We start from the raw sequence: 23438 nt of genomic DNA, 5'->3' as shown, positions 1-23438 counted from the left end.
TCAGTAGTCGCGGCTGATTTCGGCCACGACGCTGTCGCGCCCGATCGTCGATACGCTTGCGAGCAGAGATAACCAACTCGTGACGCGGAACTCGACCTCGGTCGCGCTATATCCGCGTCCGTCGGTAATCAGCTCTATGTAGAAGCGGCGTCCGATATTCTTTCCGACTGCAATCGCGGTTCCCCGGTCGAGAGCCGCGTCCGCGCTGACGATCCGCAACCGATCGAGGCCGATCGCACTGCGCAACTGGTTGATCGGGTCGAGCCCGGCGCCACCTTCTCTGAGCGACGCGAGCGCGGACCCCAGTTGCAGAGCATCGGTCGCGGAGAGCGACGTGATCGAACCGCCGAAAAGGAGGCGCGAGAGGATCTCTTCTTCCGGCAGGCTCGGTACGGACCGGAATGAGATTTCGGGTTCCTGCGCACTGCCGGTAACGTCGACAGTGACCTCTATGCCGTTTTCGCGCGTTTCGGCCTCGATATCGAGGCGGGGATCAATCGGTACGTCCTCGTCGAAGGCAATTTCCCCTCGTGTCAGATCGAAGCGCGTACCCGCGAAGCTGTAATTGCCGCGCACGACGCTGGCGCTCCCGCCGATCCGCGGGTCTGAAGTCGTGCCGCGGATCACGATATCCGCTGCCCATTCGCTGTCGATGCCGAGACCCTCGACATTGATGCGGTTGTTGCCCTGCGCGTCGATCAGATAGCGCCAGGGGCGACCAGGCGCGACCGCAGCGGAGACATTCGCCGGTACGTTCACCTCGCGTGTAACGATGCGCGGCAGAGCGGCATCCTCTGCAGCGGTGCCGAGCGACCAGCTCGCGCGTATGATCTCTACGCGTCCGGCGATCGTGCCGCCGAGTCCGTTCGATACGATACGAAGCGGTCCGCTGACGGTTGCGCTGAGGCCGTTTGCATTCACCAGGCGCGCTCGTTCCGCGTATGCTCTCAGGTCCAGCTTCGGTCCGCGTATCTCGATCATGCGGCCTTCGACCCGCTCTCCGAGCCCCTGCAAGTCCACGGTGCCGCTGCCGGTGATGCGTCCGCCGCCTGCAGTCGTGCCCGAGAAGCGCTGCAAGCGCAGCCGCGATCCGCTGAAGCTGCCGTTCATCGCGACATTGTTGATGTCTGTACCTGAAATCAAACTACGGACACGCAGGTTGTCGCTCTCGACCGAACCGCGCACGCTCGGATCGGCGAGCGTTCCGCGGGCGTCGGCTGCGATGCTCACGGGGCCGGTCAGGTCGAACGCTTCGACTCCGGTCAGCCGCCACAAGGCAGATGCCTGCCCCTGATAGCGAAGCTGTGCGAACAGGCGCCCCCTGCGGATGCGTTCACCAAGCACGCCCGACTGCGGCAAATTGCTGATACGGGCCTGCAGCCGCCCTTTTCTTTCCTCAGCTTCCGAGAGTACCGCGCGCGCGACCAAACGGTTCTCCGTAAGCTCCGAGACGAGCGCCAGGTCGATAGGCCGCGACGAAAGGACCAGTCCCGACCGCGTAAGGTCATCAATCTTGACCCGCACGTCGGCGACCGGAAGGCCCGAATTGCCCTGCCGGAACTCGATGACCCCCGAAGCGGTGCCGCCAAGCCCGAGATCGGGAACTGCGATGTCGATAAGCGACAGGGGCATTTGAGACAGACCGGCCCGTAATTGCAACCCGCTCTCGCCGCCCAGCAGACCTTCGAGTATCAGACGTCCGTCGCCGTAACTCACTTGCGAGCGCTGCAACCGCCACGCGCCGCTATCCTGCTTCACCAGAACAGCGCGGCGCGGCATCGTGATCTGCTGCCCGGCAAACGCGCCTCTCGCTGCAAACGCGACCCGCTGGGGCGTGATCCCGGCGTTCATCTGAAGATTGAAGCGGGCGCCGCGCCGTCCCGAAATTGATGCGGTCACTTCGCCGACACCGTCTTCCAGCTCGCCGCGCGCTGCGAGCCGGCCGACGAACAGCCGGCCGTAAGATATACCGTCCGCCGTCAGGTTCCCCTGAATGGTGCTACGCGCGCCCAACACGCCGGTTGCCTCGATATCGGCGCGCGCGACCGCAATCGGCGTGGTACCTCCGAACTCCGCATTGCGTGCCTCGATGTCCAGCGCGATCCGCTGTCCTGCAGGAACGACTTCGAGCCCGATCGTGCCGTCAAGGCCGCCGCCGATCAACGAAAGCGTGCCGTCGACGCCACCCTGAACCAGCGTCAATTGCCCGCGCACCGCTGTTTCCCAGACGTTCAACCGCTCGATCGATAGCCGCGTCGCGCCGCCGCGCGAGCTCAGCAGGCCGATCGTACCGTCGAACGGTCCTAGAAGCGATTGACCTTCCGTTTCGATCGCAAACCCCTGTTCGGTCGGGGTAAGCGCCAGACGCACGTCGCGCAGCCCGGCGGCAGGGAAAGGATCGGCGAAGACGAAGGCAGCGCGTGGTCCGCTCGGCGTGAGCAGAGCCTCTACCGTAAATTGCCCGAAGCGCTGGTGCCGGCCCGTTCCCGCAACGCTCGTTCCTTCGCCGGTAATTTGCCCGTCCAGGTTCATTGTCACTTGGCGCGAGGCGAGCGAGACATTGCGGAACGTCAGCGGCTGCCCACCGCCGATGGCCAAGCCGCCGTTCGCGGTGATGCGTTCACCGGCAAGGCTGGCGAGCGTGCCGTTTGTTACCGGTGCGACCACGCCGTCGATGATGCTCTGAAGCCGCCACGGACGTCCCGCCCGAAGCACTGCATCGATCCGCGCAGTGCCGCTCGCACGGCCGATGTTCTCGAGAAGAAGGCGCTCGAAACGAACCGGACCGGCAATCCGGTACTGACTGCGCGCGAGATCGCCGGCCAAGGTCAGCCGCGCGCTCGTTTCGGGGAAGGACAAGGCGAGGTCTTCGCCGAGCAGGCGGTTGCCGTTCAGCGTCAGCGTGCCGCGAAGCGTGCCGTTCTGGAGCCGCGGGTCGAAAAACGGCTGGCCGGTACGCACTCGCCCGACCTCGATGGACAGCGGTACGCGCCAGATGCCTTCCTCGCGGGACAATACGCCTTCCTGCACGAGGTTTTCGAACACTACGTTCCCCGCTTCGAGGCGGGGGACGATGATCGTATGTTCGCCTTCAAGCTGCGAAAACGGTCCGTCGATCTGTGCGCGAAAGCGAGCATCCTCGAGGGCGAACCCCGAGCCGAAAAGGCCGGGATCGCGCACGTCGCCGACAAGCGAGAGATTGTCGATCCGCGATTGCGCCAGATCGATCCTGCCCTCGCCCTTGATCGAGAGCGCCCGCGAACGCAGACCGAACTCGCCGTCGATCACGCGTTCGGCGATGCTGGCGAAGGCGGCGATAGAGGTGACATTCCCGGCAGCGCGTTGCGCCAATCCGCTCGTAATATCTTCTAGGTTCGCTTGACCAACCAGTCCGAACCGCCCCGAACGATTGGTGAGACGGAACGCCCCGAGGCGTTCCTCGTCACGACGTAGCAGTAGCGCGCCGCGCCAGTTGCTCCACCGCCCCTCGCCTGTAGCAATGGCCCGGTAATCCGCCGCTACGCCGAGAAGTCCTGCGACGACCCCGCCTTCCGGCGCACGGTAATCCAGCGCCAGATCGAAGCGGTCGTCATCGGGCCGCGCGTCCAGATCGAGATAAACTCGGTCACGCTCGCCCAGCCTGCCATTGGCTTTCAGGAGCAGCGTTCCCTCGTCCACGCGCGCCTGCGCAAGCAAATTGACGCGCTGCGCCCTTTCGCCCAACAGTCCCTCCGCAAGCCGAAGATCGTCAATTACGAGTCGGTCGATGCGGATATCAAAGTCGGGCAGGATCGGTCCGTCGTCCTCGTTATCGATGAACTTTGGCCATCGAAGCAGCGTTCCTTCCCGGATTGCTAGCGAGCGGATGTCCAGCCGGTTCGACAGCCACGATCGTGGGCGCCAGTCGAGTTCGGCCCTCGGAATGCGCATGAAGACGCCTTGCGGATCTGACAGCGCGACGCCGTACAGCACCGATGAGCCGTAGATGTCGCCTTCGATCCGGCCGATTTCGACCTTGAGACCCGACGGCATTTCGTATTCCGCGATGCGCTCGGCGACGTAGCGGCGCCCCGCATCCGAATTGATGAAGACCAGAAGAGCGGCAACCGCCAGCAGCAGCAGACCGGCAATCCCGGCAAACCATTTGAGCGCGAGTTTGCGCTTCGACCGGCGCGGTGTGCCCGGCTCTTCGTTTGCCGAGAATTCGTTCGCCGCCGTTGTATCTACCGCCTCGCTCATCAGAACGCCTGTCCGAGCGAGACGTAAACGGCGAATGGGCTATCGTCCGGGTCCGGGTTTAGCGGCACGCCGAAATCGACCCGAATGGGACCGAAATTCGTGTAGTAGCGCAGGCCGACCCCGGCGCCGACCTTGATCCGGTCGAAGTCGGGAAGCTGGTCGCGGCCAATGGAGCCCGCATCGATGAAGGGAACCACGGAAACCGAATCGTCGAACAGTCCGGTGCGGATGCGCGCTTCGAAGGATAACTCGACGAGCGAGCGCCCGCCGCTCGGTTCGCCGATCGCGTTGCTCGGCCCTATCTCGCGGAAACCGTAGCCGCGGACGGAAGAGCCGCCGCCCGCGTAAAGCCGCCGCGACGGCGCGATCTGGTCGATCGGAGCCCCGGGAATGCTCGCAAGCCTTGTCCGCCCTGCCAGCACTACCCGGTCGTTGACCTGTTGGTAGTAACTCGCATCGACCTGGCTGCGCAGGTAGAAGCTTTCGGTCCCTTGACTGCGAGATACTTCCGGTGACAGGCGGCCGCCGAGCCTGAACCCGCGCGTCGGATCGAGCAGGCTGTCGGTCGTGTCGATGAGAGCGGACACCGGCAGGGCTGCGACGAGGTAAGTTTCGCGCGGCAGCGCAATGCCGTCGACGGGCGCCTGCCGCTCGTCCGTCGCCACGAGTTCGAACCCGAAGCTCCAGCTCAGCGGTTTCTGGAACAGCAGCGTCGATGCCTGCTCATACGTCGCGATCACCGATGCGGTGTTCGCATCGAAAGCCGGACTGTCGATGGTGCTGGCATAGGCATCCAGCGTCAGGATCCGGTCGCGCCCGCCGAAATTGCTTTTCCGGAAGGTAATGCCCGCAAGCTGCTCCTGCGTACCCACGACCCCGCGCAGGCGCAGCGCCCCTTCCGGCGGGAAGAGATTTCGGTGCTCCCAGCTCGCCTGAATGCGGAAGCCTTCTTCCGACCCGTATCCGATCGCCCCGGCGATGGTCCGCACGGGCGCTCTTGATAGATCGACGTCGAGCACGATCTCGCCGGGCGCCGAACCGATCGGGGGCTGTAGTTCGCGCGGCGTAATCTCGACCGAGGACACGAGGCCGGTAGCGATAATCGCCCGGCGCAGATCTTCCTGCAGACTCTGCTGATAGACATCACCCGGATCGAAGCGCGCGATGCCTTCAAGGTGATCGCCCGGCAGGAAGCGCGGAAGATTGCTCTCGATCCCGCCGAAAGCGTACTTCCCTCCCGGTTCGACGGGCATCGATAAGTCGCCTTCTTCGCGGGCATGATCGATGAGCAATTCCGGCTCGGGCACCTCAGCAAATGCGTAGCCCGTCTCGCCGAGCGTAGCGATGAGGTCCGCACGCTCCGCGACGATGACATCGTTCGACAGGTAATCGCCGCTCGATACACCAAAGGCGGTGCGCAAGGCCTCGGCATCGACCGCGGTGTCGAGCTGCCCCAGATCGACGGCGCCAACGCGGTAGCGAACGCCGGGGATGATATCAAAACGGACCGACGGGGGCGGCGCAGCCTTCTCTGCATTCGCGGCTGGCGATCCAACGCTGCGCAGGATTTCCGCATCGTAATAGCCGTAAATCCTGAGCAGCGTTTCGAGCAGTTCCTCATCCTCGCGCGCCCGGGCGGAAAGCTGCGCTACGTTGTCTTCGTCGCTGTCCAGTTCCTCGACCGTCGACAGTTCTTCGAAACGTTCGAGAAATTCCGTGCGTTCGGGAAATGCATCCTCGTCATCGGGGAAAGCGAGCGCCAATTCGTCGCTAAGCCGGAAAAGCTGCGCGTCGGTAATCGGGTTTAGCGGTGTCAGATCGAGCGCGGCGAAATCGACCGTCTCTTCGCCGTCCACAGGCTCCACCGGTTCGAGTTCGGCGAGTTCGAGTTCGTCCGGCCATTCGAGACCGAGCAGCGGCAAATCGGCCATTGGCGTATCGAATTCGGGTGCCGCGAGGTCGATGTCGTCCGCTATGGGCTCGCCGAAATCGAGCGAATTCTGTTCGGCTGGCTGCGACGCTTGCGGGTCTTCGGGCGCAGCGCCTTCGAGCGCCCATTCTTCCGGGTTTTCGACCGCGCGATCGGGTATCAGTTCTTCAAGAGTAGGCGGGGCGTCGTAGTCCTGCGCTTTTGCCTCAGCCGCCGCCGTCGAGGCGAGCAGACAAGCAACGAATGCGGCGGCGAATTGCCTATTGCTCGACTTCGCTTGTGACCCTGTTGCCGTCCTTGGACGGACGCGGCTCGCGTGTAGCGGGCGTGCGCGGGGCGGTTGCAGCAGCGATAAGCCGCGACTGCTCGTCATTGCCCATCCGCTCCCACCCGTCACGGGTGAGGCGTTCCATCGGGCGGTAGCGCACCTTGTACTGCATCCGGTCCGAGCCGTTGACCCAATATCCCAGATATACGTAGGGCAGGCCCATCTGCGCCGCACGGCGGATGTGATCCAGGATAATGTAATTTCCAAGTCCCGAGCGACCCTCGTGCGATGGATCATAAAAGCTGTAGATCATCGACAGCCCATCGCCCTGATAGTCGGTAAGACACGCCGCGACCAGCCTGCCTTTTCCATTGCCGTCAGTGGGTTCGCGGTACTCTATGACCTGGCTGGAAACCGGCGTATGCTCGATCATGTCGGCATAGTCGGTGTCTTCCATGGTCGCCATGCCCCCGCCTGGGTGACGCACGGCGAGGTAGCGTTGAAGCAGTTCGAACTGTTCCTCGGTCGCCCAGGGGCGGCATTCGGAAGCTTCGAGATCGCCGTTCTGCTTCAGGTTGCGCTTCTGGCTGCTCGAGGCGCGAAACTCGTCCGCAATCAGGCGCACCGATACGCAGGCGTTGCAGTCGAGGCAGCTGGGCCGGTAGGCGACCGTCTGACTGCGGCGAAACCCGATGCGCCCCAGCGCTTCGTTGAGTTCGTCCGAATTCGCTCCGCTCAGTTCCGTGAACACCTTCCGTTCCGTGCGCCCTTCGAGGTACGGACACGGAGCCGGACTGGTGACGAAAAATCGGGGAAAGCGTATCGGGGCAGTCACGTGAGATTATCAGCCTTACGGGTTCGAAATGAGTCGGTAATATTTTGTTAAGACCTTCTTAAAGGACTTCGTTCCCAACTCAAAACCCCATTAACCATCAATCATGGTTAAGCCGCCTCGCGCGGCATCCGATACGCCGGCTTGTTTACCCTATTGCAGCTCGATCGGCGTGACCGAATAGCCCTTCCCGCGAAGGTCCTCGATCAGGGCGTCGATCTGCGTCCGGTCGCGCGCTTCGCACTCGATATCGGTGATCAGGCCCTTCGCCGGCAGCGTCGTGAAAATCCGCTGGTGATAGATTTCGATAATGTTCACGTTGTGCGCATCGAACTCGCGCATGACCTTGTAAAGCGCACCGGGCCGGTCCTGCAGCGTCACCCGCAGGCGCGCCAACCGTCCTTGCCGAGCGAGGTCGCGCAGCAGCACGTTGGCGAGGAGGCGCGTGTCGATATTGCCGCCGCACAGCACAAGACCGATCGTCTTGCCCGCAAACCGCTTCGGATTGGCGAGTACGGCAGCGAGGCCCGCAGCGCCCGCCCCTTCGACCACGGTCTTCTCGATCTGCAATAGCAGCGAAACCGAGTTCTCGAGCGAGGCTTCGTCGACGAGCAGTATCTCGTCTACCAACTTGTCCACAATCTGCGAGGTGAACTTGCCCGGTGCCTTGACCGCGATGCCTTCGGCCAGCGTATCACCGCCGCAATCGACGTCCTTGTGCATGACCTTGCCGTACATCGACGGGTAAAGCTCTGCCTGTACGCCGACGATGTCAGTCCGCGGATTGAGCGCGCGTGCGACCGTCGCCATCCCGGAAATAAGACCCCCGCCGCCGATCGGCACGACCATGCAATCGAGGTCGGGCTTCACTGCCAGCATCTCGAGCGCGACCGTGCCTTGCCCGGCGGCAACATCGGGATCGTCGAAGGGGTGAACGAAGGTTAGGCCCAACTCCTGCTCCAGCTTGCGCGCATGGTCCGATGCCTCGTCGAAGGTTTCGCCGAACAGCACGACCTCGCCGCCCACGCTTTCGGTTTGCATCACTTTGACCGTAGGGGTCGTGCGCGGCATGACGATTTTGACTGGCACGCCAAGCCGTTTGCCGTGGTAGCTCAGACCTTGGGAGTGATTGCCCGCCGAAGCGGCGATAACGCCGCGCTGCCGCTGCTCGTCCGACAGAAGCAGCAAAGCGTTAAGCGCACCGCGTTCCTTGTAGGCGGCAGTGAACTGCTGGTTCTCGAACTTCAGCCAGATCTCCGCTCCGACAATATCCGAGAGCGTCTTCGAATGCAGCATGGGGGTGTGCACGATCGCATCGCCGATCCGCTCCGCCGCTGCGCGAACGTCGTCGATCGTAAGGGCTTCCGGGCCGGGTACGGGCTCGTGCGAAACTGGCTGGGGTATGCTCATGGCAAGCGGCGATAGGCAGGCGCGGCGGCGTCCGCAACGCGAAAGCATTTGCAGGCGGGATATTTACGCTTAAGCCGCGCAGCATGAAAACCGACGCTACGCACACCGATCTTTCCGCCAAACTCCGTTCGGGGACTGCCGCTCTGGCGGCACTGGCGGCTGCGCTTTTTGCTGCGCCTGCCTCCGCCGACCTCCTCATCGACAATGTAAACGGCATCACCATCGGTGAAGACGGCGAAGTGGAACGCTTCGTAGCGGTGTGGATCGACGACGACGGGCGGGTGCGCGAAACCTTCGAGAAGCGCGAGCGGACGCCGAAGGACACCGACAACCGCGTCGACGGCAAGGGCCGGGTCATGCTGCCGGGGTTCATCGACAGTCACCTTCATATAATGGGCCTCGGCTTCGGCGCTTTGACGCTGGACCTGTCCGGAACGAACTCGCTCGCGGAAGCACAGCAGAAAATCGCGGAATTCGCCGCCGCCAATCCGTCGCGTCCGTGGATACTCGGGCGCGGCTGGAATCAGGAGAAATGGGGTCTGGGACGCTTCCCGACCGCTGCCGAACTCGATGCAGTCGTCGCGGACCGGCCGGTCTGGCTGGAGCGGGTGGACGGTCACGCCGGCTGGGGCAACACGCTCGCCATCGAGCGCGCCGGTATTACGGCAAAGACTGCCGATCCCGACGGCGGTCGGATCGAACGCATCGCGGGATCGGGCGCACCAGCCGGCGTATTCGTCGATCGAGCGGGCGATCTCGTCTCGCAGACGATCCCCGCCCCCCGCCCCGCCGAACGCGATCTCGCTTTCGCAAAAGCGCAGGAGTTGCTTCACGCACGAGGCATTACCGCAGCTGCCGACATGGGCACGACGATCGAGGACTGGCAGGCCTTCCGCCGGGCAGGTGATACCGGGCGGCTGACCTTACGCGTGATGTCTTACGCCGCCGGTGTAGAGGCGATGGACCTCATCGGCGGAGGCGGACCGACGCCGTGGCTCTACGACGATCGGCTGCGCCTCAACGGGGTGAAGCTATATCTTGACGGCGCACTCGGCTCGCGCGGTGCATGGCTGAAACGCCCCTATGCCGATGATGCTGGCAACCGCGGCTTACCGCTCCTCACGCCTGCCGCCCTGCGCAACCAGATGAGCCGCGCCGCGCTCGGCAACTTCCAGCCCGCAGTCCACGCAATCGGAGATGCGGCCGATGCCGAAGTGCTGGGTGCGGTCGACGAACTGGCCGACAGCTATGGCGGAGATCGCCGCTGGCGTATCGAACATGCGCAGATCGTCGACCCGGTAGACCTCGCCGCCTTCGGCCAGCACGGTATCATCGCGTCGATGCAGCCCGTTCACCAGACCTCGGACCGGCTCATGGCAGAAGCAAGGCTCGGAGCCGACCGACTCGATGGTGCGTACGCGTGGAAGAGCATCGCCGATACCGGCGCAGTGCTCGTGTTCGGATCGGACGCGCCGGTCGAACTGCCTGACGTTCTTGCTGGCATGGCGGTCGCGATCTCGCGCGTCGACGCGGATGGTCAGCCGTTCGGCGGATGGCGACCGGAAGAAGTCGTCGATCGCGAGCGCGCGCTCGCCGCCTACACAAGCAACGGCGCCTATGCCGGATACGCGGAAAAGCACTTTGGAAAGCTGGTTGCCGGCCAGCGCGCGGACTTCGTCTTCCTCGATACCGATCCATTCCTCGCGTCGCCCGACCAAATTCGCGGCGCCACGGTCTTGGAAACGTGGGTTGCCGGGCGAAAGGTTTTCGACATCGACGCTGAAAACTGATGCGAAGGTGCAACAATGCCACTCAAACGCTAATTCGCGCTTTGTCCGATAAATAACGGCGTTGATCCGAATAGCGGTGGACAACGACTAAGAATTAACCTTTTCGAAAGCATTCGGGGTAATGGGTGGCGCCAAGTCTATCCGTCTGGTCTTGTGCCGCGCCGCTGTATATGTAGTTACTGAATTGTTCTTACTGGGGAAATGGGAATGAAGCGCAAATTGATCGGAACGCTGGTGGCAGCCGGCATGATTGCGACACCGATCGCCGCGAAAGAATCGCTCGACCGCGCTTCTGCGCCAATCGAAAGGGAAAACGGGCTTTCGGGAGAGTCGAACCTGTTTTTCTTGGCTGGTATCGCGGCGGTGGCCGCTAGTATCGTATTGTTGTCGGAAGACGACGACGAACCGGTCAGCGCCTAGATAAGTCTTGCAAGGGGCCGACTTTCGTAAGACGCGTTGTGCGTTGCAACAAAAATCGGTGCAAAGAAGGGTTAAGTCGCTCAATTCGAAACGTTCAATTACCTTGCAATGGCGATTTGAGTAACTTAACAGACAATCGAAATTCAGGGGGATCTGAGTTTCACCACGTGGTTTTTAGGAGTTATCCATGAAGTTCCGTAATCTCGCTGCAGCTACTGCAGCCCTCGGCCTTGTGACTGCCCCGGCAATCGCACAGGCCAATTTCGATCGGGCATCGGCTCCGGTTGAAGGTGAATCCGAACTGGCTGGTTCCAGCCTGATCATCGCTCTGCTAGCAGCTGCTGCCGTTGTTGGCGGCATCATCATCGCAGTCGATGACAATGACGACGATCTTCCGATCAGCGCATAAGCGTTTATCTTACGAGAAATCGTGAAACGGGGTCCTTCGGGGCCCCGTTTTTTATTGAGCGGACGAAACGCGGTTTTCTCCAAGAGCCGTAAAAGAAGCTCTTAGCGGCTTTCGTTTTCGGTGGTGTCAGCGTCAGCCGCGCTGCTTACCGGTTCTGCGCTTTCTTCAAGCGCTTTCGCCTCAGTGAAGCGCATGATGACAAGCGATCCTTCGAACAGTAGCCATAGCGGTATGGCGAGGATCAGCTGCGAGCCTGGATCGGGAGGGGTGACGATCGCTGCGATCGCTACCACCGCAACGATCACGTAGCGCCGCGCACCGGCAAGCTGGGCGCGGCTGACAATTCCGGCGCGGTTGAGCAGCAGAAGCAGCACCGGCAGCAGAAAGCTGATGCCGAACGCCAAAATGAACTGCATGACGAGCGACAGGTAGTCGCCGGCCGCAGGCAGAGCTTCGATATCGACGCCGCCCGCCTGGCCTTGGAAGCCGAGGAACCAGCGGAATGCGGTGGGCATCACCACGAAATAGGCAAGCGCAGCCCCGCTTGCGAACAGCACCGGCGTCGCGACCAGAAACGGCAGAAATGCGCGCTTCTCTTTCGCGTACAGTCCCGGCGCGACAAAAGCCCAGAGCTGGTTCGCGATGATCGGAAAGCTGATACAGAAGCCCGCGAACAAGGCGACCTTGAGCTCCACAAAAAACACTTCGTAAAGCTTGGTGTAGATGAGTCGGCTTTCCCCTTCAGGAAAAGCAGCCTCCAGCGGTTGCAGCAGGAACCCGAGGATGTCGTCGGCAAAATACAGGCAGACGCCGAACGCGATCGTCAGCGCGATCAGGCACCGCATCAGCCGGCCGCGCAATTCGATCAGGTGATCGAGCAGCGGCGCCTGCGTCTCGTCAATATCGTTGATCTTGAACGCCATCCGTAACGCTATTCGCCGGTCCGCGGCGTATCGGTTTTGGCTTTATCGTCGCCCGAGACAGGCCGAACTTTTGCGGCCTTGCGATCGGCCTCCTTCTCGGGCGGAGCAAGCCTCGCTTCGGCCCCGGATTTTTCTCCGGCAGCGTCGTCCTCGATCGGTTTAGGCATCATTTCGCCGTCGGGATATTTGGCCATGATCTCTGCATTCCTGGCCTTCCACTGCTTTTCCATGTCCTCGATCTCGGCTTCGCGGATCATCGCGTCGATCCCGCTGCGGAAATGCGCGGACATCCGGCGGGCCTTGCCGATCCAGCGCCCGGCCTGCCTCAGGGCAGCGGGCATGTCTTTCGGACCGATCACCAGAATGGCGACGATCACGATAATGAGGAGTTCGAAAGCACCGATGTCGAACATGGTCGGCTGCGCGCCCCGCTATGGCCGCGCTTATTTCTTCGCGTCGATCTTCTCGTCTTCGGGAAGGGTCGAGCCTGCGGGCTTGGCGTCGTGCGCCGGCCCTTCGATTCGCTTGGCCGGCTCGCTGGAATGCGCGCTGTCTTCCTCGTTCATGCCTTGCTTGAAGCTTTTGATGCCTTTGCCGAAATCGCCCATCATCTCGGATATGCGCCCGCGCCCGAACAGGACGAGGATGACGAGGGCGATAATGATAAGCTGCCAGGGGCCGAGCGACATGGAACAGACCTTTTGTTTCGTGTGAGGCGTCAATATAGGCGTCCGCGCAGCGATACGCCAGTGCCGTGCGCTATTGCGTACCGGCTTCTTCGCTTTCGTCCTCGTCCCCGGTTTCGCGGGTTTCCATGAGCGCTTCGAAGGCCTCGTCCACCGGATCGAGCAAGCCGGTCGCGCGCAATTCTTCTATCCCCGGTAAGTCCTTGCGCGAAGACAGACCGAAATGTTCGAGGAATTGCGGCGTGGTGGCGTAGATGACCGGGCGGCCGGGCACTTCACGGCGGCCCGCGATCTTCAGCCATTCCGCTTCGAGCAATACGTCGAGCGTGCCCTTCGCGGTCTGCACTCCCCGGATCGCTTCGATCTCCGCGCGGCTGACCGGCTCGTGATAGGCAACGATCGCCAACACTTCCGTTGCCGCCCGGCTCAGGCTGCGGACCTGCTCCTGCTCGCGGCGGAGAAGATGCGCCAAATCTGGCGCGGTCTGGAAATGCCAGCGCCCGCCCCGCTCCACGAGATGCACGCCCCGCCCGTGGTAATTTCCAGACAATTCGCGCAGCGCATCGCGCACGCGCCCCTTCTCCGCCCCTCCGAGATGGGTAGCGAGCTGATCCACCGTAAGCGGTTCTTCCGAGGCAAAGACGCTCGCCTCGACCGCGCGGACGAAGTCGGCCAAGTCTTCGCTCATCCGCGGATCCGGCGGAGCCGGAGCGCGGCGAAGGCGCCGTCTTGTGCCAACTCGGCCTTGCCGCGGCGTGCAAGCTCCAGCGCAGCGACGAAGCTCGACGCGAGCGCCGATTTACGCAAACGAGGTTCGGCGTCCGGCGGCAGGAACTCCTCGATGCGGACCCAGTCAAGCGTGACGTCGAGCATGGCCGAAACGCGCTCCAGCGCGCTTTCCAGCGTCATTACCGGCCGCTCGCGCACCAAGTGCACAGCGGGCGCCGTGCGCGCCTTGACCCGCCCGTAGGCCTGCATGAGCGCAAAATTGTCGCAGCGCCATTTTATCCGGCGATCGGTCCTCAGCCCTTCCGGCGAACCGCGCAGAAACACGTCGCGTCCGATCCGGTCACGCGCCATCAGCCGCGCGGCCGCTTCGCGCATCGCGCCGAGGCGCTGCAGGCGAAGTTGCAGGCGCAGGGCCAGTTCCTCCGCGCTCGGTTCTTCCTGTTCGTCCTTCGGCAGCAGTAGCGAGGATTTGAGAAACGCCAGCCACGCCGCCATGACGAGGTAATCGGCGGCAAGTTCGAGCTTCAGCGCCTCGGCACGCTCGATGTAATCGAGATACTGGTTCGCGAGAGCGAGGATCGAGATCGAACGCAAATCGACCTTCTGCCGCCGCGCCAAGTCGAGCAGCAGGTCGAGCGGCCCTTCCCACCCGTCGAGTTCGAGATAGAGGGCGTCATCGGACGGCGCGGGCGCATCGTCCTCGAAATTCCAGACGCCCGCAGCCTCGCTTGCCGCATCGACCTTCGTAAGAAGGTCGCCCTCGTTCATGCGGCAAGACCGGCCGCGGCGAACAGCGCGTCGCGCTCCGCCAGCAAGGTTTCCGCCGCTTCTACTTCGTCAGCTGGCGTCAGGCGCGTAATGGCGAGCGCGCGTTCCAGTCGCTCGTGCCCTTTCTTCGGCAGCGCAGGCAGGTCGTTCGCGATGCCCTGCATGTCGTCCATCTTCGCCCAGCAGTTGAGCACGAGGTCGCAGCCTGCCTCGATCGCCTTAGCCGAACGCTCGGGAATCGTACCCGACAGGGCCTGCATGTCTATGTCATCGGTCATGAGAAGCCCGTCGAAGCCGATCGTGCCGCGAATGATCTCTTCGATGACGGTGTTGGACAGCGTGGCGGGATTGTCCGCATCCCATGCCGTAAAGATCAGGTGCCCGGTCATTCCTGCGGGCGCGTGATTGAGCGAACGGAACGGCCCGATGTCGCGTTCCAGTTCCTCCGCCGTCGCAGTGACGGTGGGCAAGTCCTTGTGCGTATCGACCGTGCTGCGCCCGTGGCCCGGCATGTGCTTGATGCAGCCAGCGATCCCGGCCTTGGCGAACCCGTCGAGAATGCCGCGCCCGATCGCAGCGACCTGCAGCGGATCAGTGCCGAGCGCACGGTCGCCGATTACGTCATGTGCGCCGGGCACGGGAATATCGAGCGGCGGGTGGCAATCGGCGGTGATCCCGACCGCCGCGAGTTCACGCCCCATCGCCTCGGCATTAAGCCGCGCTGCCTGGATCGCGCTTGCCGGAGCCTCTTGGTAAAGCGCAGTAAAACGCGCCCCGGCGGGAAACTCTGGCCATTCGGGCGGACGCATCCGCGCGACCCGTCCCCCCTCCTGGTCGATGCAGATATACAGCGCGTCGCGCCCGTGAATATTGCGCAGCGCATCGGTCAACGTGCGCATCTGTGCCCGGTTCACGCAGTTGCGCCCGAACAGGATGTAACCTGCCGGATCGGCCTCGCGAAAGAAGTCGCGCTCTTGGGCCGTCAGTTCGGCTCCGGCAATTCCAAAAATGGCAGGTGTCATGGCCCGCAAAGTCGCAAGTTTCCGCGGGCTTGGCAAGAAAGCCGCGACGCGCTTTGTGGAAATTAACGCGCCTCTGAGGACCGCCGCGTCAGGGTTTTACCTGGCAGGCGAGCCCGTCGGCCCTCAAATCGGCACATAGCCGGTCCGCCGCGGCGCGGTCGGAAGCGATCGCCTGCAAACGGTAGACGATGCCGATGTCGGCGCGCCCGCGCACGACCCGGTGCCGCACCCCGTTAAGCACTTCGGTCTGCCGCGTCAGCGTGCGCCAGCCGGCTTCCGCATCCGAGGTATTGGAGTATGCCCCGACCTGAACGCCCACGCCTTCGTTCGCCTGCGCGACTTCTTCCGCATCGTCCGAGGATACCGCCGCGATCGACGGAGCGGCTTCGGTCTCGCGCGGTGTCGGCGAAGCGGCCGGCGTTTCGGGTTCGGAGGTTTCGGCGAGGCGCCCTTCGCGCGTTTCGCCCTCACCCACCGCGAAGCTCGTGTCGCCGGTGCCTTCGAATTCCTTGCCGCCGGGATTGTCGGGCCGGCTCTTGTACGGTTCTTCCGGCGCGGCGATGATGCTGCCCTGCGGCGCTTCGCCGCCGGTTACCGTGCGGTTCGTGATCCACCAGACTCCGCCGACGATAACCGCGAGGGCTGCCAAGGCCATGAGGGCGATCATCGCGACGCGTCCGGCATCGATGCCGGATGCGGTCTCGTCCTCGTCGCCTGACTCGAGCCACGGCAGACGCTCTTCGTCCTGCGCGAAGGTCAGCTCTTCGTTGTCCTCGTCGCTCCAAGCCGCGCTACCCGCGGTATCTTCCCAGGTGCCTGCGCCTTCGCGTTCGTCGTGCCCCATCACCATCACATTTCCTCCACCGCTTCCACCCCCAGAATGGAAAGACCGTTGCGAATGACCTGTGCGACCTGCGAAGCGAGGAACAGCCTTGCCTCGGTCAGATCTCCGTTATCCGGCTGGACGATCCTCAGCGAAGGATCGTCGTTGCCCGCATTCCAGAAGCTGTGGAATGCGCCTGCCAGATCGTAAAGATAGAACGCGATCCGGTGCGGCTCGCGGGCCTGCGCCGCCGCTTCCACCACGCGGGGGAACTGCGCGGTCTGCCGGATCAGCGCATGGTCCGCTTCGCCCAGCAAATCGAGATTGTCCGAAGAAGGAGCGAAGCCCGCCTCCGCGCCCTTGCGCAGGGTCGAGGATATGCGTGCGTGCGCATATTGCACGTAGAACACCGGGTTCTCGCGGCTGGCCTCGACCACCTTGGCAAAATCGAATTCCATCTGCGCTTCGGGTTTGCGCGTGAGCATGGTGAAGCGCACGACGTCCTTGCCGACCTCTTCCACCATGTCCGCAATCGTCACGAAATTTCCCGAGCGCTTCGACATCTTCACCGGCTCGCCCGCCCGCATGAGCTGGACCATCTGCACCAGCTTCACGTCGAAGGGGATCGCTTCGCCCTGACCTTCCGACAGAGCGGCGACGGCGGCCTTGATCCGCTTGACGGTACCCGCGTGGTCAGCGCCCCAGATGTCGATCAGCGCGTCGGCGTCCTCCGCCTTCTGCATGTGATAGGCGAGATCGGCGCCGAAATAGGTCCATTTGCCGTCCGACTTCCTGATCGGCCGATCCTGATCGTCGCCGAACTGCGTCGAGCGGAACAGCGGCAGTTCGACCGGCTCCCAATCCTCGAGCGGCGCCTTGCCCTTGGGCGCTTCGAGCACGCCGTCGTAGACGAAGCCGTGTTCGCGCAGCCATGCTTCCGCCGCCGCAGGCTTCTCGGCAGCCTGTAGCGCCGCTTCGGAAGCGAACTCGTCGTGGTGGATGCCGAGCATCGCAAGGTCGGCCCTGATGCGTTCCATCATCTGCTCGACCGCTTCGGCGCGGAAGATCGCGAGCCATTCCTCTTCGGGCGCGCCCTTGTATTTATCGCCGAGTTCCTGCGCGAGATATTCGCCCACCGGCTTCAGATAATCGCCGGGATAAAGGCCCTCCGGTATCGCGCCGATATCTTCTCCCAGCGCCTCGAGGTAACGCAGATGCGCGCTGCGGGCGAGCGTATCGACCTGCCCACCGGCATCATTGACATAATATTCGCGCTTCACGCTATGCCCGGTAAATTCGAGCAATCCGGCGAGAGCATCGCCCACGACCGCACCGCGGCAGTGACCCATGTGCATCGGGCCGGTCGGATTGGCAGAGACGTACTCGATATTGACCCGCTTGCCCGCACCCATGTCCGAGCGGCCGTATTGTGCGCCAAGCTTCGCCATCAGCCGCAGCTCTTCGGTCCAGGCGATCGGGTCAAGCCGCAGGTTGATGAAGCCGGGTCCGGCAATCTCGGCCGAGGTTACGAGCGGATCGGCTTCGAGCTTCTCGACGATTTTTCCGGCCAGCTCCCGCGGGTTCGTCTTTGCGGGTTTCGCCAGCACCATCGCCGCGTTCGTAGCGAGATCGCCGTGCGCGGGATCGCGCGGCGGTTCGACGGTCACGCCGCTGCGCGCGGTATTGGGCGGCAGGCTGCCTTCCATCTCCAGCGCGTCGAGGACGGCGTCGATGCGCTGGGCAAAATCGGCGTGAAGCGTGTGCGTGTCGGACATGACCAGCGCGACTAGCCGTTGCACGGAAAATCGCAAGGGCCGCCGCGACTTGCCGCGGAACCGGCCCGCTTTAGCGCGTAGCGTTATAGGCGAGCTGCTGCTCGGTCAGCTGGAAGCCGACGAGCAGTTCGAAGGTCGCGCGGGCGACAGCGGCGCGAACCTCCGGATCGGCCAGCGGATCGAGCGCGGCATCGGGATCGCCCGCTTCGCGCTTGCGGGTGATCCGCTCACGCACGTCTTCGGGCAGGGTCGCCTCGGCGCGGTCGACATAGGCCGCAGCGGAAGCACTCGCCTGCGCCCGCTCCTGTCCGTCGGCGAAATTGATCGTGACGTTGCCGACACGCTTGCTGACCACAGCGGTTCCGCCGCGCAGCACGGTCGAGAAATAGGGCAGTGTCACTTGCCGCGCGCCGCGCGTGTCGGTGCGCCGCGCCAGCACATCGAAATCGGCGGTAGCATAGACGCGGCCCTCGGCCTCGTTGCACTGGGTGCGGACATTGGTCATCACCGCGGTCACGTCGATCCCGTCGGCTGTCCGCCTGTTCTCGTCGCGAAACAGGGTAATGTCGCCGGTGTGATTCGGAATACCGACCGCCGGGCACGCACTGCGCACCGCGGAGATGCCGACACCCTGATCGACCACCAGATCGCCTTCGCGCGAGCAGCCTGCCAGTGCCGCCAGACCGAGCGCGGCCAGACCCATGCGTTTGACGGTGGAAGCGGGCCGTTTGCTACGGGCGGATGTCATCGAAGCGGTGTCCTTGTCAGCACGGCCCCTTCAGCTTGGACCGCGGGTTTCCTATATTGTCGCGACCGCGCCCTAGCGGGCGCCTCGCCAAAGCGCTAGAGGCACGGATATGAATGCCCCCTTTAAGACAGACAAGACTGCAAAGCAGAAGCCCGGACTCACTTTGTTGATCGCCGCGCCGCGCGGCTTTTGCGCCGGCGTGGACCGCGCGATCGAGATCGTGGAGCGTGCGCTTCAGAAGTACGGTGCGCCCGTCTATGTCCGGCACGAGATCGTGCATAACAAATATGTCGTGGACCAGCTTCGCGAGAAAGGCGCGGTGTTCGTCGAGGAACTGGACGAGGTGCCCGACGATGCCCCGGTCGTGTTCAGCGCTCACGGCGTGCCCAAGGACGTTCCCGCCGAAGCGCGGCGGCGAGAGATGATCTACGTCGATGCGACCTGCCCGCTCGTCAGCAAGGTTCACCGGCAGGCCGAACGCCAGATCGAGGCGAAACGGCACATCATCTTCATCGGGCACGAGGGCCATCCCGAGGTGATCGGCACGATGGGCCAAGTCGCCGAGGGACAGATGACCCTGGTCGAAACGGTCGCGGATGTGGCCAAACTGCCTTTCGCGGCCGACGTCGACCTAGCGTTTCTCACCCAAACGACGCTGTCGGTCGACGATACGGACGAGATCATTTCCGCTCTGCGGGCTCGCTATCCCGATATCGTCGGGCCGAAGGCAGACGACATCTGCTACGCCACCTCCAACCGGCAGGCTGCCGTGAAGCAGATCGCGCCCGCGAGCGATCTCGTTCTCGTTATCGGGTCGCCCAATTCTTCCAATTCGCTGCGCCTCGTCGAATTGGCCGAGCGGTGCGGAACCGATGCGAAGCTGATCCTGCGGGCGGCCGATCTCGACCCTGCATGGTTCGAAGGCGTGGGCACGGTCGGGCTGACGGCGGGCGCCTCCGCGCCTGAGGAACTGGTCCGCGAAGTTGTCGACCAGCTTGCCGAATGGCGCGACGTTCACGAGGAAACGCTGTTCAGCGCGGTCGAGAACATGGTGTTCAAACTACCGCGCCAATTGCTCGACTGAGGGTTTCGGGCGCTTGGCGGTCTATACCGATCTGGGCGCGGCGGCGATGGAGCGGCTGCTCGGCGAATACGACGTCGGCGCGCTCCGCTCCGCGAAGGGCATCGCGGAAGGCGTTTCCAATTCGAACTGGCTGATCGAGACGGCGCAGGGCCGCTTCATCCTTACGATGTACGAGCGGCGCATAGAACTCGGCGATCTGCCCTATTTCCTCGACTTGCTGGACCATCTCTCGGCGCATGATTGTCCGGTTCCGCGCACGATCCACACGAAACGCGGCGACAGCTTCGTGATGGTGGACGGGAAGGCGGCCGCACTGATCGAATATCTTCCCGGCATCTCTCCCGACCGCCCGAGCGCCGAGCAGGCGCACAATGTCGGCGGTGCGCTCGCAAGGATGCATCTTGCCGGACGGGACTTCGAGAAAACTCGCCCGAACACGCTCGGTCCGCAAAGTTGGATCGATATGCTGGAGGAGTGCGGCGTAGGTGGGCTCTCAGAGATCGACCCGGCGCTGCCTAAAATGCTTACAGTGGCGCGCCAAACGGCGGAGCGCTGGCCGCCCGACCTACCGCAGTCGGTCATCCACTCCGATCTGTTCCCCGACAACGTGCTGATGCTGGGCGAGCGGGTCAGCGGAATGATCGACTTCTACTTCGCCTGTAACGACGCGATGGCCTACGATCTGGCGGTCACCCATGCCGCGTGGAGCTTCGATGCGAGCGACACGGCGTTCGATCCAGCAATCGGAGGCGCACTGGTCGAAGGGTACGAGGCTCACCGACCGCTGGCCAATGCGGAGCGCAAAGCGCTGCCTTTGCTCGCTCAGGGCGCGTGCCTGCGCTTCATCGCGTCGCGCGCGCTGGACTGGATCGAAACGCCGCCCGGTGCGCTCGTCATGCGCAAGGACCCCATGCAATTCGTCCGGCGGCTGAAATTCTACGCCGAACGGGGCGAGAAGGCCTTCACCCCTTCGCCGATTTAGGGCAGTGCCTCAAGCGATGAAACGCGTCGAGATCTTCACCGATGGAGCCTGCAAGGGCAATCCCGGCCCCGGAGGCTGGGGCGCGCTGCTGCGCATGGGCAAGCACGAAAAGGAAATGTCCGGCGCGGACAAGGAAACGACTAACAACCGTATGGAGATGACCGCTGCGATTCGCGCGCTCAATGCGCTGATCGAGCCCTGCCAGGTCGATCTTTACTCCGACAGCAAATACATGCTCGACGGGATGACGAAGTGGATCGCCGGCTGGCAGAAGCGCGGCTGGGTCAATGCGAGCAAGAAGCCGGTGCGCAATGCCGACCTGTGGCACGAACTCATCGCCGCCGCCGAACCGCACGAGGTCCGCTGGCACTGGGTGAAGGGACATTCGGGCCACGAAGAAAACGACCGGGTGGACCGCCTCGCCAGCGACGCCGCCGAACAGGTCCGGGCTTAGCATTCGCTATCAGGGGAAGCGCGCAGCGCGGTAGGGCGAGGTGTCGACGTCGGCATATGCGCCGGTCGCTGCCTCGCCGGTAAGCATTCGTGCGGCGACATGCGCCGAAGCGGGCGAGGTCTGGATGCCGTAGCCGCCTTGCCCCGCGAACCAGAACAGCCCCTCCACTTCGCGGTCCGGGCCGAACACCGGCAAACGGTCGGCGGTAAAGCTTCTGAGGCCCGCCCAGCGCCGCTCGACCCCTTCTAGGTGCACTTCAAGCACGTCTTTGAGCCGCTCTATGGCGAGCGCTACATCGAGTTCTTCGGGCGCGGCATCGCATGCCTCGCTCGGTGTCTCGTCATGCGGGCTGAGCCACAACTTGCCGCTTTCCGGCTTGAAGTAGAATTTTCCCGAAATATCGAGCACGAGCGGCTGATCGCGCGGCGGCGCGGGGTCGGTTCGAAGCTGCACCACAGTGCGCCGCAGTGGCACGATGCCTTTCGGCCGCGCACCGGCGAGTTCGCCTACGCGGTCAGCCCAGGCTCCCGCCGCATTGACGAGCACAGCGGCGCGGACAGTCTCGCCTGCTTCGCTGAAAAGCTCCCAAACGCCTCCGGTTCGGTGCGCTCTGGCCAGTCTGAAACGCGTCTTGAGTGCTGCTCTGCCCGCTTTGGCCCCCTTTAGGTACGCTTCATGAAGCGCCGCTACGTCGATATCCGCGCAGTCGGGCTGCCAGATGCCGCCGGTCCATTCTGCGCGCAAACCGGCGATCCGGTCGGCTAGTTCTGTGCGACCGAGTCGGCGGAAAGTCGCATCTGTCGGGCCGAAGCGCTCTTCGAACCGATCGAGCGCTACCTCGTCCGCATCGCGGCCGATGTAGAGCGCACCGCGCGGGCTGAGAAAACTGTTCTCGCGCAGAAACGGACCCGAGGCGAGCGTCAGCGGAGTGATTTCCGGGCCGCCGTAGCATTCCTCCCAGAACGCCGCTGAGCGCCCCGTCGCGTGGTAGCCGGGGCGGTCTTCGGCTTCGAGCATCACCGTGCTGCCGCTTCCCGCCAGTTCGGACGCGATGCTCGCTCCAGCAATTCCCGCTCCGACGACGGCGAAATCGTAGATCGTATCGCTCATCTGGGAGCCGGGGCCGCCTTCTCGAGAAACTCGGCAATAGCGGCCATCGCCTTGTTCCGCACCGCATCGACTTCGCGCAGGATTTCATGCCGTGCTTCCTCGCCGAACGTAACAAGGGTCGCATTGGGCAAACGCCGCGCCGCATCCGCGATCGGCCCGTAGGCAACCAGCCGGTCGCTCGTCGTCGCGATCAGCAGGACCGGGGTCGTCACCGCTTCGAGTATTCCGGGCCGATAAAGCGAGCGCATCGAGGCGTAGCCGCGCTCGACCCAATTCCAGCTTCCCGGCCCCATGACTAAAGCGGGTCGCTCTTCGCGCCACCAGAGCTCGTCTTCGTAGCGCGCATCGTCATGCGTCAGCAGCGACCGCCGCGTTTCCGGCATTACCCCGGGCTTTTCGCTCCATTTCCAAGCCGGGCGAGCCGCGTCGCCAAACCGCTTCATCAGCCGAGCGAGCCCATGCATCATGCCGACCGGCAGCACGGTTCCGGTGAATCCGAGCATCGGTGCCGAAAGGACCGCTACGTCGGGATGAACGCGCCGCTCCGCCATGGCGCGCAGAACGATGTGTCCACCCATCGAGTGCCCTGCCAGCACATGCGGCCCGGGCGTTGCCGCCTTCCAGTCCTCCCAGAGTGCCGCAAGATCGCCGACCCAAGTCGCGAAGTCGTCGATATGTCCGGTGACATCGTCACTACCGAGCCGCCCTGACCCGGCCTGCCCCCGCCAGTCGGCCGCGGTTACCTGCCACCCGGCGCGGTGCCATTCTTCCAGCGTTTCGAGATACTTCTCGTAATGATCGCCTCGTCCCGGAAAGAACAGGATCGAGCCGCGCGCTGCGCCGCTCCGTACGCCACTCCCGAGCCAGTCGATCCGGCGCAGTTCGTGTCCGTCCGGCGCGCGCCATACGCTTTCGCTGGCCGCCTTCGGAATGGCGCGGCGGTCGATGGCCGGTGCGCCCGGCGCGTTTGCGTGGCTAATACCGGCCTCCTGACGATGGTTACTATTTGGTAAGCCCTGATTGCTAGCAAGTCTTC

General features: G+C 63.5%; 21 protein-coding genes. 6 read left to right on the top strand and 15 right to left on the bottom strand.

Annotated features, from left to right (window positions below; all coding sequences use genetic code 11):
* The 4 genes from HUV48_RS10750 to HUV48_RS10735 all read right to left on the bottom strand — a co-directional run bounded on the left by HUV48_RS10750 (nt 1) and on the right by HUV48_RS10735 (nt 8679).
* Nucleotides 1-4239 (bottom strand): translocation/assembly module TamB domain-containing protein, encoded by a 4239-nt coding sequence (locus tag HUV48_RS10750; protein WP_176267754.1) that lies wholly within the window; start codon nt 4237-4239, stop codon nt 1-3.
* Nucleotides 4239-6542, bottom strand: coding sequence for an autotransporter assembly complex protein TamA (locus HUV48_RS10745; RefSeq protein ID WP_176267753.1), 2304 nt, complete (start codon nt 6540-6542; stop codon nt 4239-4241). Before HUV48_RS10745 ends, HUV48_RS10750 begins: the two co-directional genes overlap by 1 nt.
* On the bottom strand, nt 6430-7272 hold the full coding sequence (locus HUV48_RS10740; RefSeq protein ID WP_176267752.1) for an arginyltransferase: 843 nt from the start codon (nt 7270-7272) through the stop codon (nt 6430-6432). The genes HUV48_RS10745 and HUV48_RS10740 overlap by 113 nt, the downstream gene beginning before the upstream one ends.
* 150 nt (nt 7273-7422) lie before the next feature.
* Nucleotides 7423-8679 carry a threonine ammonia-lyase gene (locus HUV48_RS10735; RefSeq protein ID WP_176267751.1) on the bottom strand — a complete coding sequence of 419 codons (1257 nt, stop codon included), beginning with the start codon at nt 8677-8679 and terminating at the stop codon, nt 7423-7425.
* An 83-nt stretch (nt 8680-8762) separates the two neighbouring features.
* Here HUV48_RS10735 and HUV48_RS10730 point away from each other — a divergent pair, with 83 nt between their 5' ends.
* The 3 genes from HUV48_RS10730 to HUV48_RS10720 all read left to right on the top strand — a co-directional run bounded on the left by HUV48_RS10730 (nt 8763) and on the right by HUV48_RS10720 (nt 11298).
* Entirely contained in the window at nt 8763-10469 is a 1707-nt protein-coding gene (locus HUV48_RS10730; protein WP_176267750.1) for an amidohydrolase, read from the top strand.
* A 207-nt stretch (nt 10470-10676) separates the two neighbouring features.
* Nucleotides 10677-10889, top strand: a complete 213-nt coding sequence (locus tag HUV48_RS10725) for a hypothetical protein (RefSeq protein ID WP_176267749.1) — start codon at nt 10677-10679, stop codon at nt 10887-10889.
* A 187-nt stretch (nt 10890-11076) separates the two neighbouring features.
* The gene (locus HUV48_RS10720) at nt 11077-11298 is read left to right on the top strand and encodes a hypothetical protein (protein ID WP_176267748.1); all 222 of its coding nucleotides are present in this window, start codon (nt 11077-11079) and stop codon (nt 11296-11298) included.
* A 101-nt stretch (nt 11299-11399) separates the two neighbouring features.
* Here HUV48_RS10720 and tatC read toward each other — a convergent pair whose 3' ends face one another.
* The 9 genes from tatC to HUV48_RS10675 form a co-directional block, all read right to left on the bottom strand.
* Nucleotides 11400-12221, bottom strand: a complete 822-nt coding sequence (gene tatC / locus HUV48_RS10715; RefSeq protein WP_176267747.1) for a twin-arginine translocase subunit TatC — start codon at nt 12219-12221, stop codon at nt 11400-11402.
* Nucleotides 12222-12229: 8 nt separating this feature from the next.
* Nucleotides 12230-12634, bottom strand: a complete 405-nt coding sequence (gene tatB, locus HUV48_RS10710; RefSeq protein WP_176267746.1) for a Sec-independent protein translocase protein TatB — start codon at nt 12632-12634, stop codon at nt 12230-12232.
* A 30-nt stretch (nt 12635-12664) separates the two neighbouring features.
* Nucleotides 12665-12910, bottom strand: coding sequence for a twin-arginine translocase TatA/TatE family subunit (gene tatA, locus HUV48_RS10705; protein WP_176267745.1), 246 nt, complete (start codon nt 12908-12910; stop codon nt 12665-12667).
* Nucleotides 12911-12980: 70 nt separating this feature from the next.
* Complete coding sequence (scpB, locus tag HUV48_RS10700; RefSeq protein WP_176267744.1) at nt 12981-13595, bottom strand: SMC-Scp complex subunit ScpB; 615 nt, start codon at nt 13593-13595, stop codon at nt 12981-12983.
* Complete coding sequence (locus tag HUV48_RS10695) at nt 13592-14404, bottom strand: segregation and condensation protein A (protein ID WP_176267743.1); 813 nt, start codon at nt 14402-14404, stop codon at nt 13592-13594. Before HUV48_RS10695 ends, scpB begins: the two co-directional genes overlap by 4 nt.
* Nucleotides 14401-15426, bottom strand: coding sequence for a beta-N-acetylhexosaminidase (nagZ, locus tag HUV48_RS10690; RefSeq protein ID WP_176267742.1), 1026 nt, complete (start codon nt 15424-15426; stop codon nt 14401-14403). The genes HUV48_RS10695 and nagZ overlap by 4 nt, the downstream gene beginning before the upstream one ends.
* Before the next feature lie 88 nt (nt 15427-15514).
* Nucleotides 15515-16270 (bottom strand): SPOR domain-containing protein, encoded by a 756-nt coding sequence (locus HUV48_RS10685; RefSeq protein ID WP_176267741.1) that lies wholly within the window; start codon nt 16268-16270, stop codon nt 15515-15517.
* Between the two features lie 5 nt (nt 16271-16275).
* Nucleotides 16276-18024, bottom strand: a complete 1749-nt coding sequence (gene argS, locus HUV48_RS10680) for an arginine--tRNA ligase (RefSeq protein ID WP_176267740.1) — start codon at nt 18022-18024, stop codon at nt 16276-16278.
* 70 nt (nt 18025-18094) lie between these two features.
* Nucleotides 18095-18772 (bottom strand): hypothetical protein, encoded by a 678-nt coding sequence (locus tag HUV48_RS10675; RefSeq protein WP_404799931.1) that lies wholly within the window; start codon nt 18770-18772, stop codon nt 18095-18097.
* Between the two features lie 109 nt (nt 18773-18881).
* Here HUV48_RS10675 and ispH point away from each other — a divergent pair, with 109 nt between their 5' ends.
* Genes ispH through rnhA form a run of 3 tightly spaced genes read left to right on the top strand, consistent with a single transcriptional unit; the run spans nt 18882 to nt 21292 of the window.
* Nucleotides 18882-19856 carry a 4-hydroxy-3-methylbut-2-enyl diphosphate reductase gene (gene ispH, locus HUV48_RS10670; RefSeq protein WP_176267739.1) on the top strand — a complete coding sequence of 325 codons (975 nt, stop codon included), beginning with the start codon at nt 18882-18884 and terminating at the stop codon, nt 19854-19856.
* A 13-nt stretch (nt 19857-19869) separates the two neighbouring features.
* Nucleotides 19870-20838 carry a homoserine kinase gene (gene thrB, locus HUV48_RS10665; protein WP_176267738.1) on the top strand — a complete coding sequence of 323 codons (969 nt, stop codon included), beginning with the start codon at nt 19870-19872 and terminating at the stop codon, nt 20836-20838.
* Nucleotides 20839-20854: 16 nt separating this feature from the next.
* Nucleotides 20855-21292 (top strand): ribonuclease HI, encoded by a 438-nt coding sequence (rnhA, locus tag HUV48_RS10660; protein ID WP_176267737.1) that lies wholly within the window; start codon nt 20855-20857, stop codon nt 21290-21292.
* 9 nt (nt 21293-21301) lie between these two features.
* Here rnhA and HUV48_RS10655 read toward each other — a convergent pair whose 3' ends face one another.
* Together HUV48_RS10655 and HUV48_RS10650 are read right to left on the bottom strand one after the other, a co-directional pair.
* Nucleotides 21302-22402 carry an NAD(P)/FAD-dependent oxidoreductase gene (locus tag HUV48_RS10655; RefSeq protein ID WP_176267736.1) on the bottom strand — a complete coding sequence of 367 codons (1101 nt, stop codon included), beginning with the start codon at nt 22400-22402 and terminating at the stop codon, nt 21302-21304.
* Nucleotides 22399-23382: an alpha/beta fold hydrolase gene (locus HUV48_RS10650; RefSeq protein ID WP_176267861.1), complete on the bottom strand. Its 984-nt coding sequence runs from the start codon at nt 23380-23382 to the stop codon at nt 22399-22401. Before HUV48_RS10650 ends, HUV48_RS10655 begins: the two co-directional genes overlap by 4 nt.
* Nucleotides 23383-23438 lie beyond the last annotated feature (56 nt).

This window comes from Qipengyuania atrilutea (genome assembly GCF_013370205.1).
GTDB lineage: Bacteria > Pseudomonadota > Alphaproteobacteria > Sphingomonadales > Sphingomonadaceae > Actirhodobacter > Actirhodobacter atriluteus.
The sequence above is the reverse complement of the archived record's forward strand: the minus strand, read 5'-3'. Positions and strand labels throughout refer to the sequence as shown.

Bases quoted from the DNA above. Each gene is read 5' to 3' on its own strand.
- HUV48_RS10750 (WP_176267754.1), bottom strand. From the start codon at position 4,239: ATGAGCGAGGCGGTAGATACAACGGCGGCGAACGAATTCTCGGCAAAC.
- HUV48_RS10745 (WP_176267753.1), bottom strand. From the start codon at position 6,542: ATGACGAGCAGTCGCGGCTTATCGCTGCTGCAACCGCCCCGCGCACGC.
- HUV48_RS10735 (WP_176267751.1), bottom strand. From the start codon at position 8,679: ATGAGCATACCCCAGCCAGTTTCGCACGAGCCCGTACCCGGCCCGGAA.
- HUV48_RS10730 (WP_176267750.1), top strand. From the start codon at position 8,763: ATGAAAACCGACGCTACGCACACCGATCTTTCCGCCAAACTCCGTTCG.
- HUV48_RS10725 (WP_176267749.1), top strand. From the start codon at position 10,677: ATGAAGCGCAAATTGATCGGAACGCTGGTGGCAGCCGGCATGATTGCG.
- HUV48_RS10720 (WP_176267748.1), top strand. From the start codon at position 11,077: ATGAAGTTCCGTAATCTCGCTGCAGCTACTGCAGCCCTCGGCCTTGTG.
- tatC (WP_176267747.1), bottom strand. From the start codon at position 12,221: ATGGCGTTCAAGATCAACGATATTGACGAGACGCAGGCGCCGCTGCTC.
- tatB (WP_176267746.1), bottom strand. From the start codon at position 12,634: ATGTTCGACATCGGTGCTTTCGAACTCCTCATTATCGTGATCGTCGCC.
- tatA (WP_176267745.1), bottom strand. From the start codon at position 12,910: ATGTCGCTCGGCCCCTGGCAGCTTATCATTATCGCCCTCGTCATCCTC.
- scpB (WP_176267744.1), bottom strand. From the start codon at position 13,595: ATGAGCGAAGACTTGGCCGACTTCGTCCGCGCGGTCGAGGCGAGCGTC.
- HUV48_RS10695 (WP_176267743.1), bottom strand. From the start codon at position 14,404: ATGAACGAGGGCGACCTTCTTACGAAGGTCGATGCGGCAAGCGAGGCT.
- nagZ (WP_176267742.1), bottom strand. From the start codon at position 15,426: ATGACACCTGCCATTTTTGGAATTGCCGGAGCCGAACTGACGGCCCAA.
- HUV48_RS10685 (WP_176267741.1), bottom strand. From the start codon at position 16,270: ATGGGGCACGACGAACGCGAAGGCGCAGGCACCTGGGAAGATACCGCG.
- argS (WP_176267740.1), bottom strand. From the start codon at position 18,024: ATGTCCGACACGCACACGCTTCACGCCGATTTTGCCCAGCGCATCGAC.
- HUV48_RS10675 (WP_404799931.1), bottom strand. From the start codon at position 18,772: ATGACATCCGCCCGTAGCAAACGGCCCGCTTCCACCGTCAAACGCATG.
- ispH (WP_176267739.1), top strand. From the start codon at position 18,882: ATGAATGCCCCCTTTAAGACAGACAAGACTGCAAAGCAGAAGCCCGGA.
- rnhA (WP_176267737.1), top strand. From the start codon at position 20,855: ATGAAACGCGTCGAGATCTTCACCGATGGAGCCTGCAAGGGCAATCCC.
- HUV48_RS10655 (WP_176267736.1), bottom strand. From the start codon at position 22,402: ATGAGCGATACGATCTACGATTTCGCCGTCGTCGGAGCGGGAATTGCT.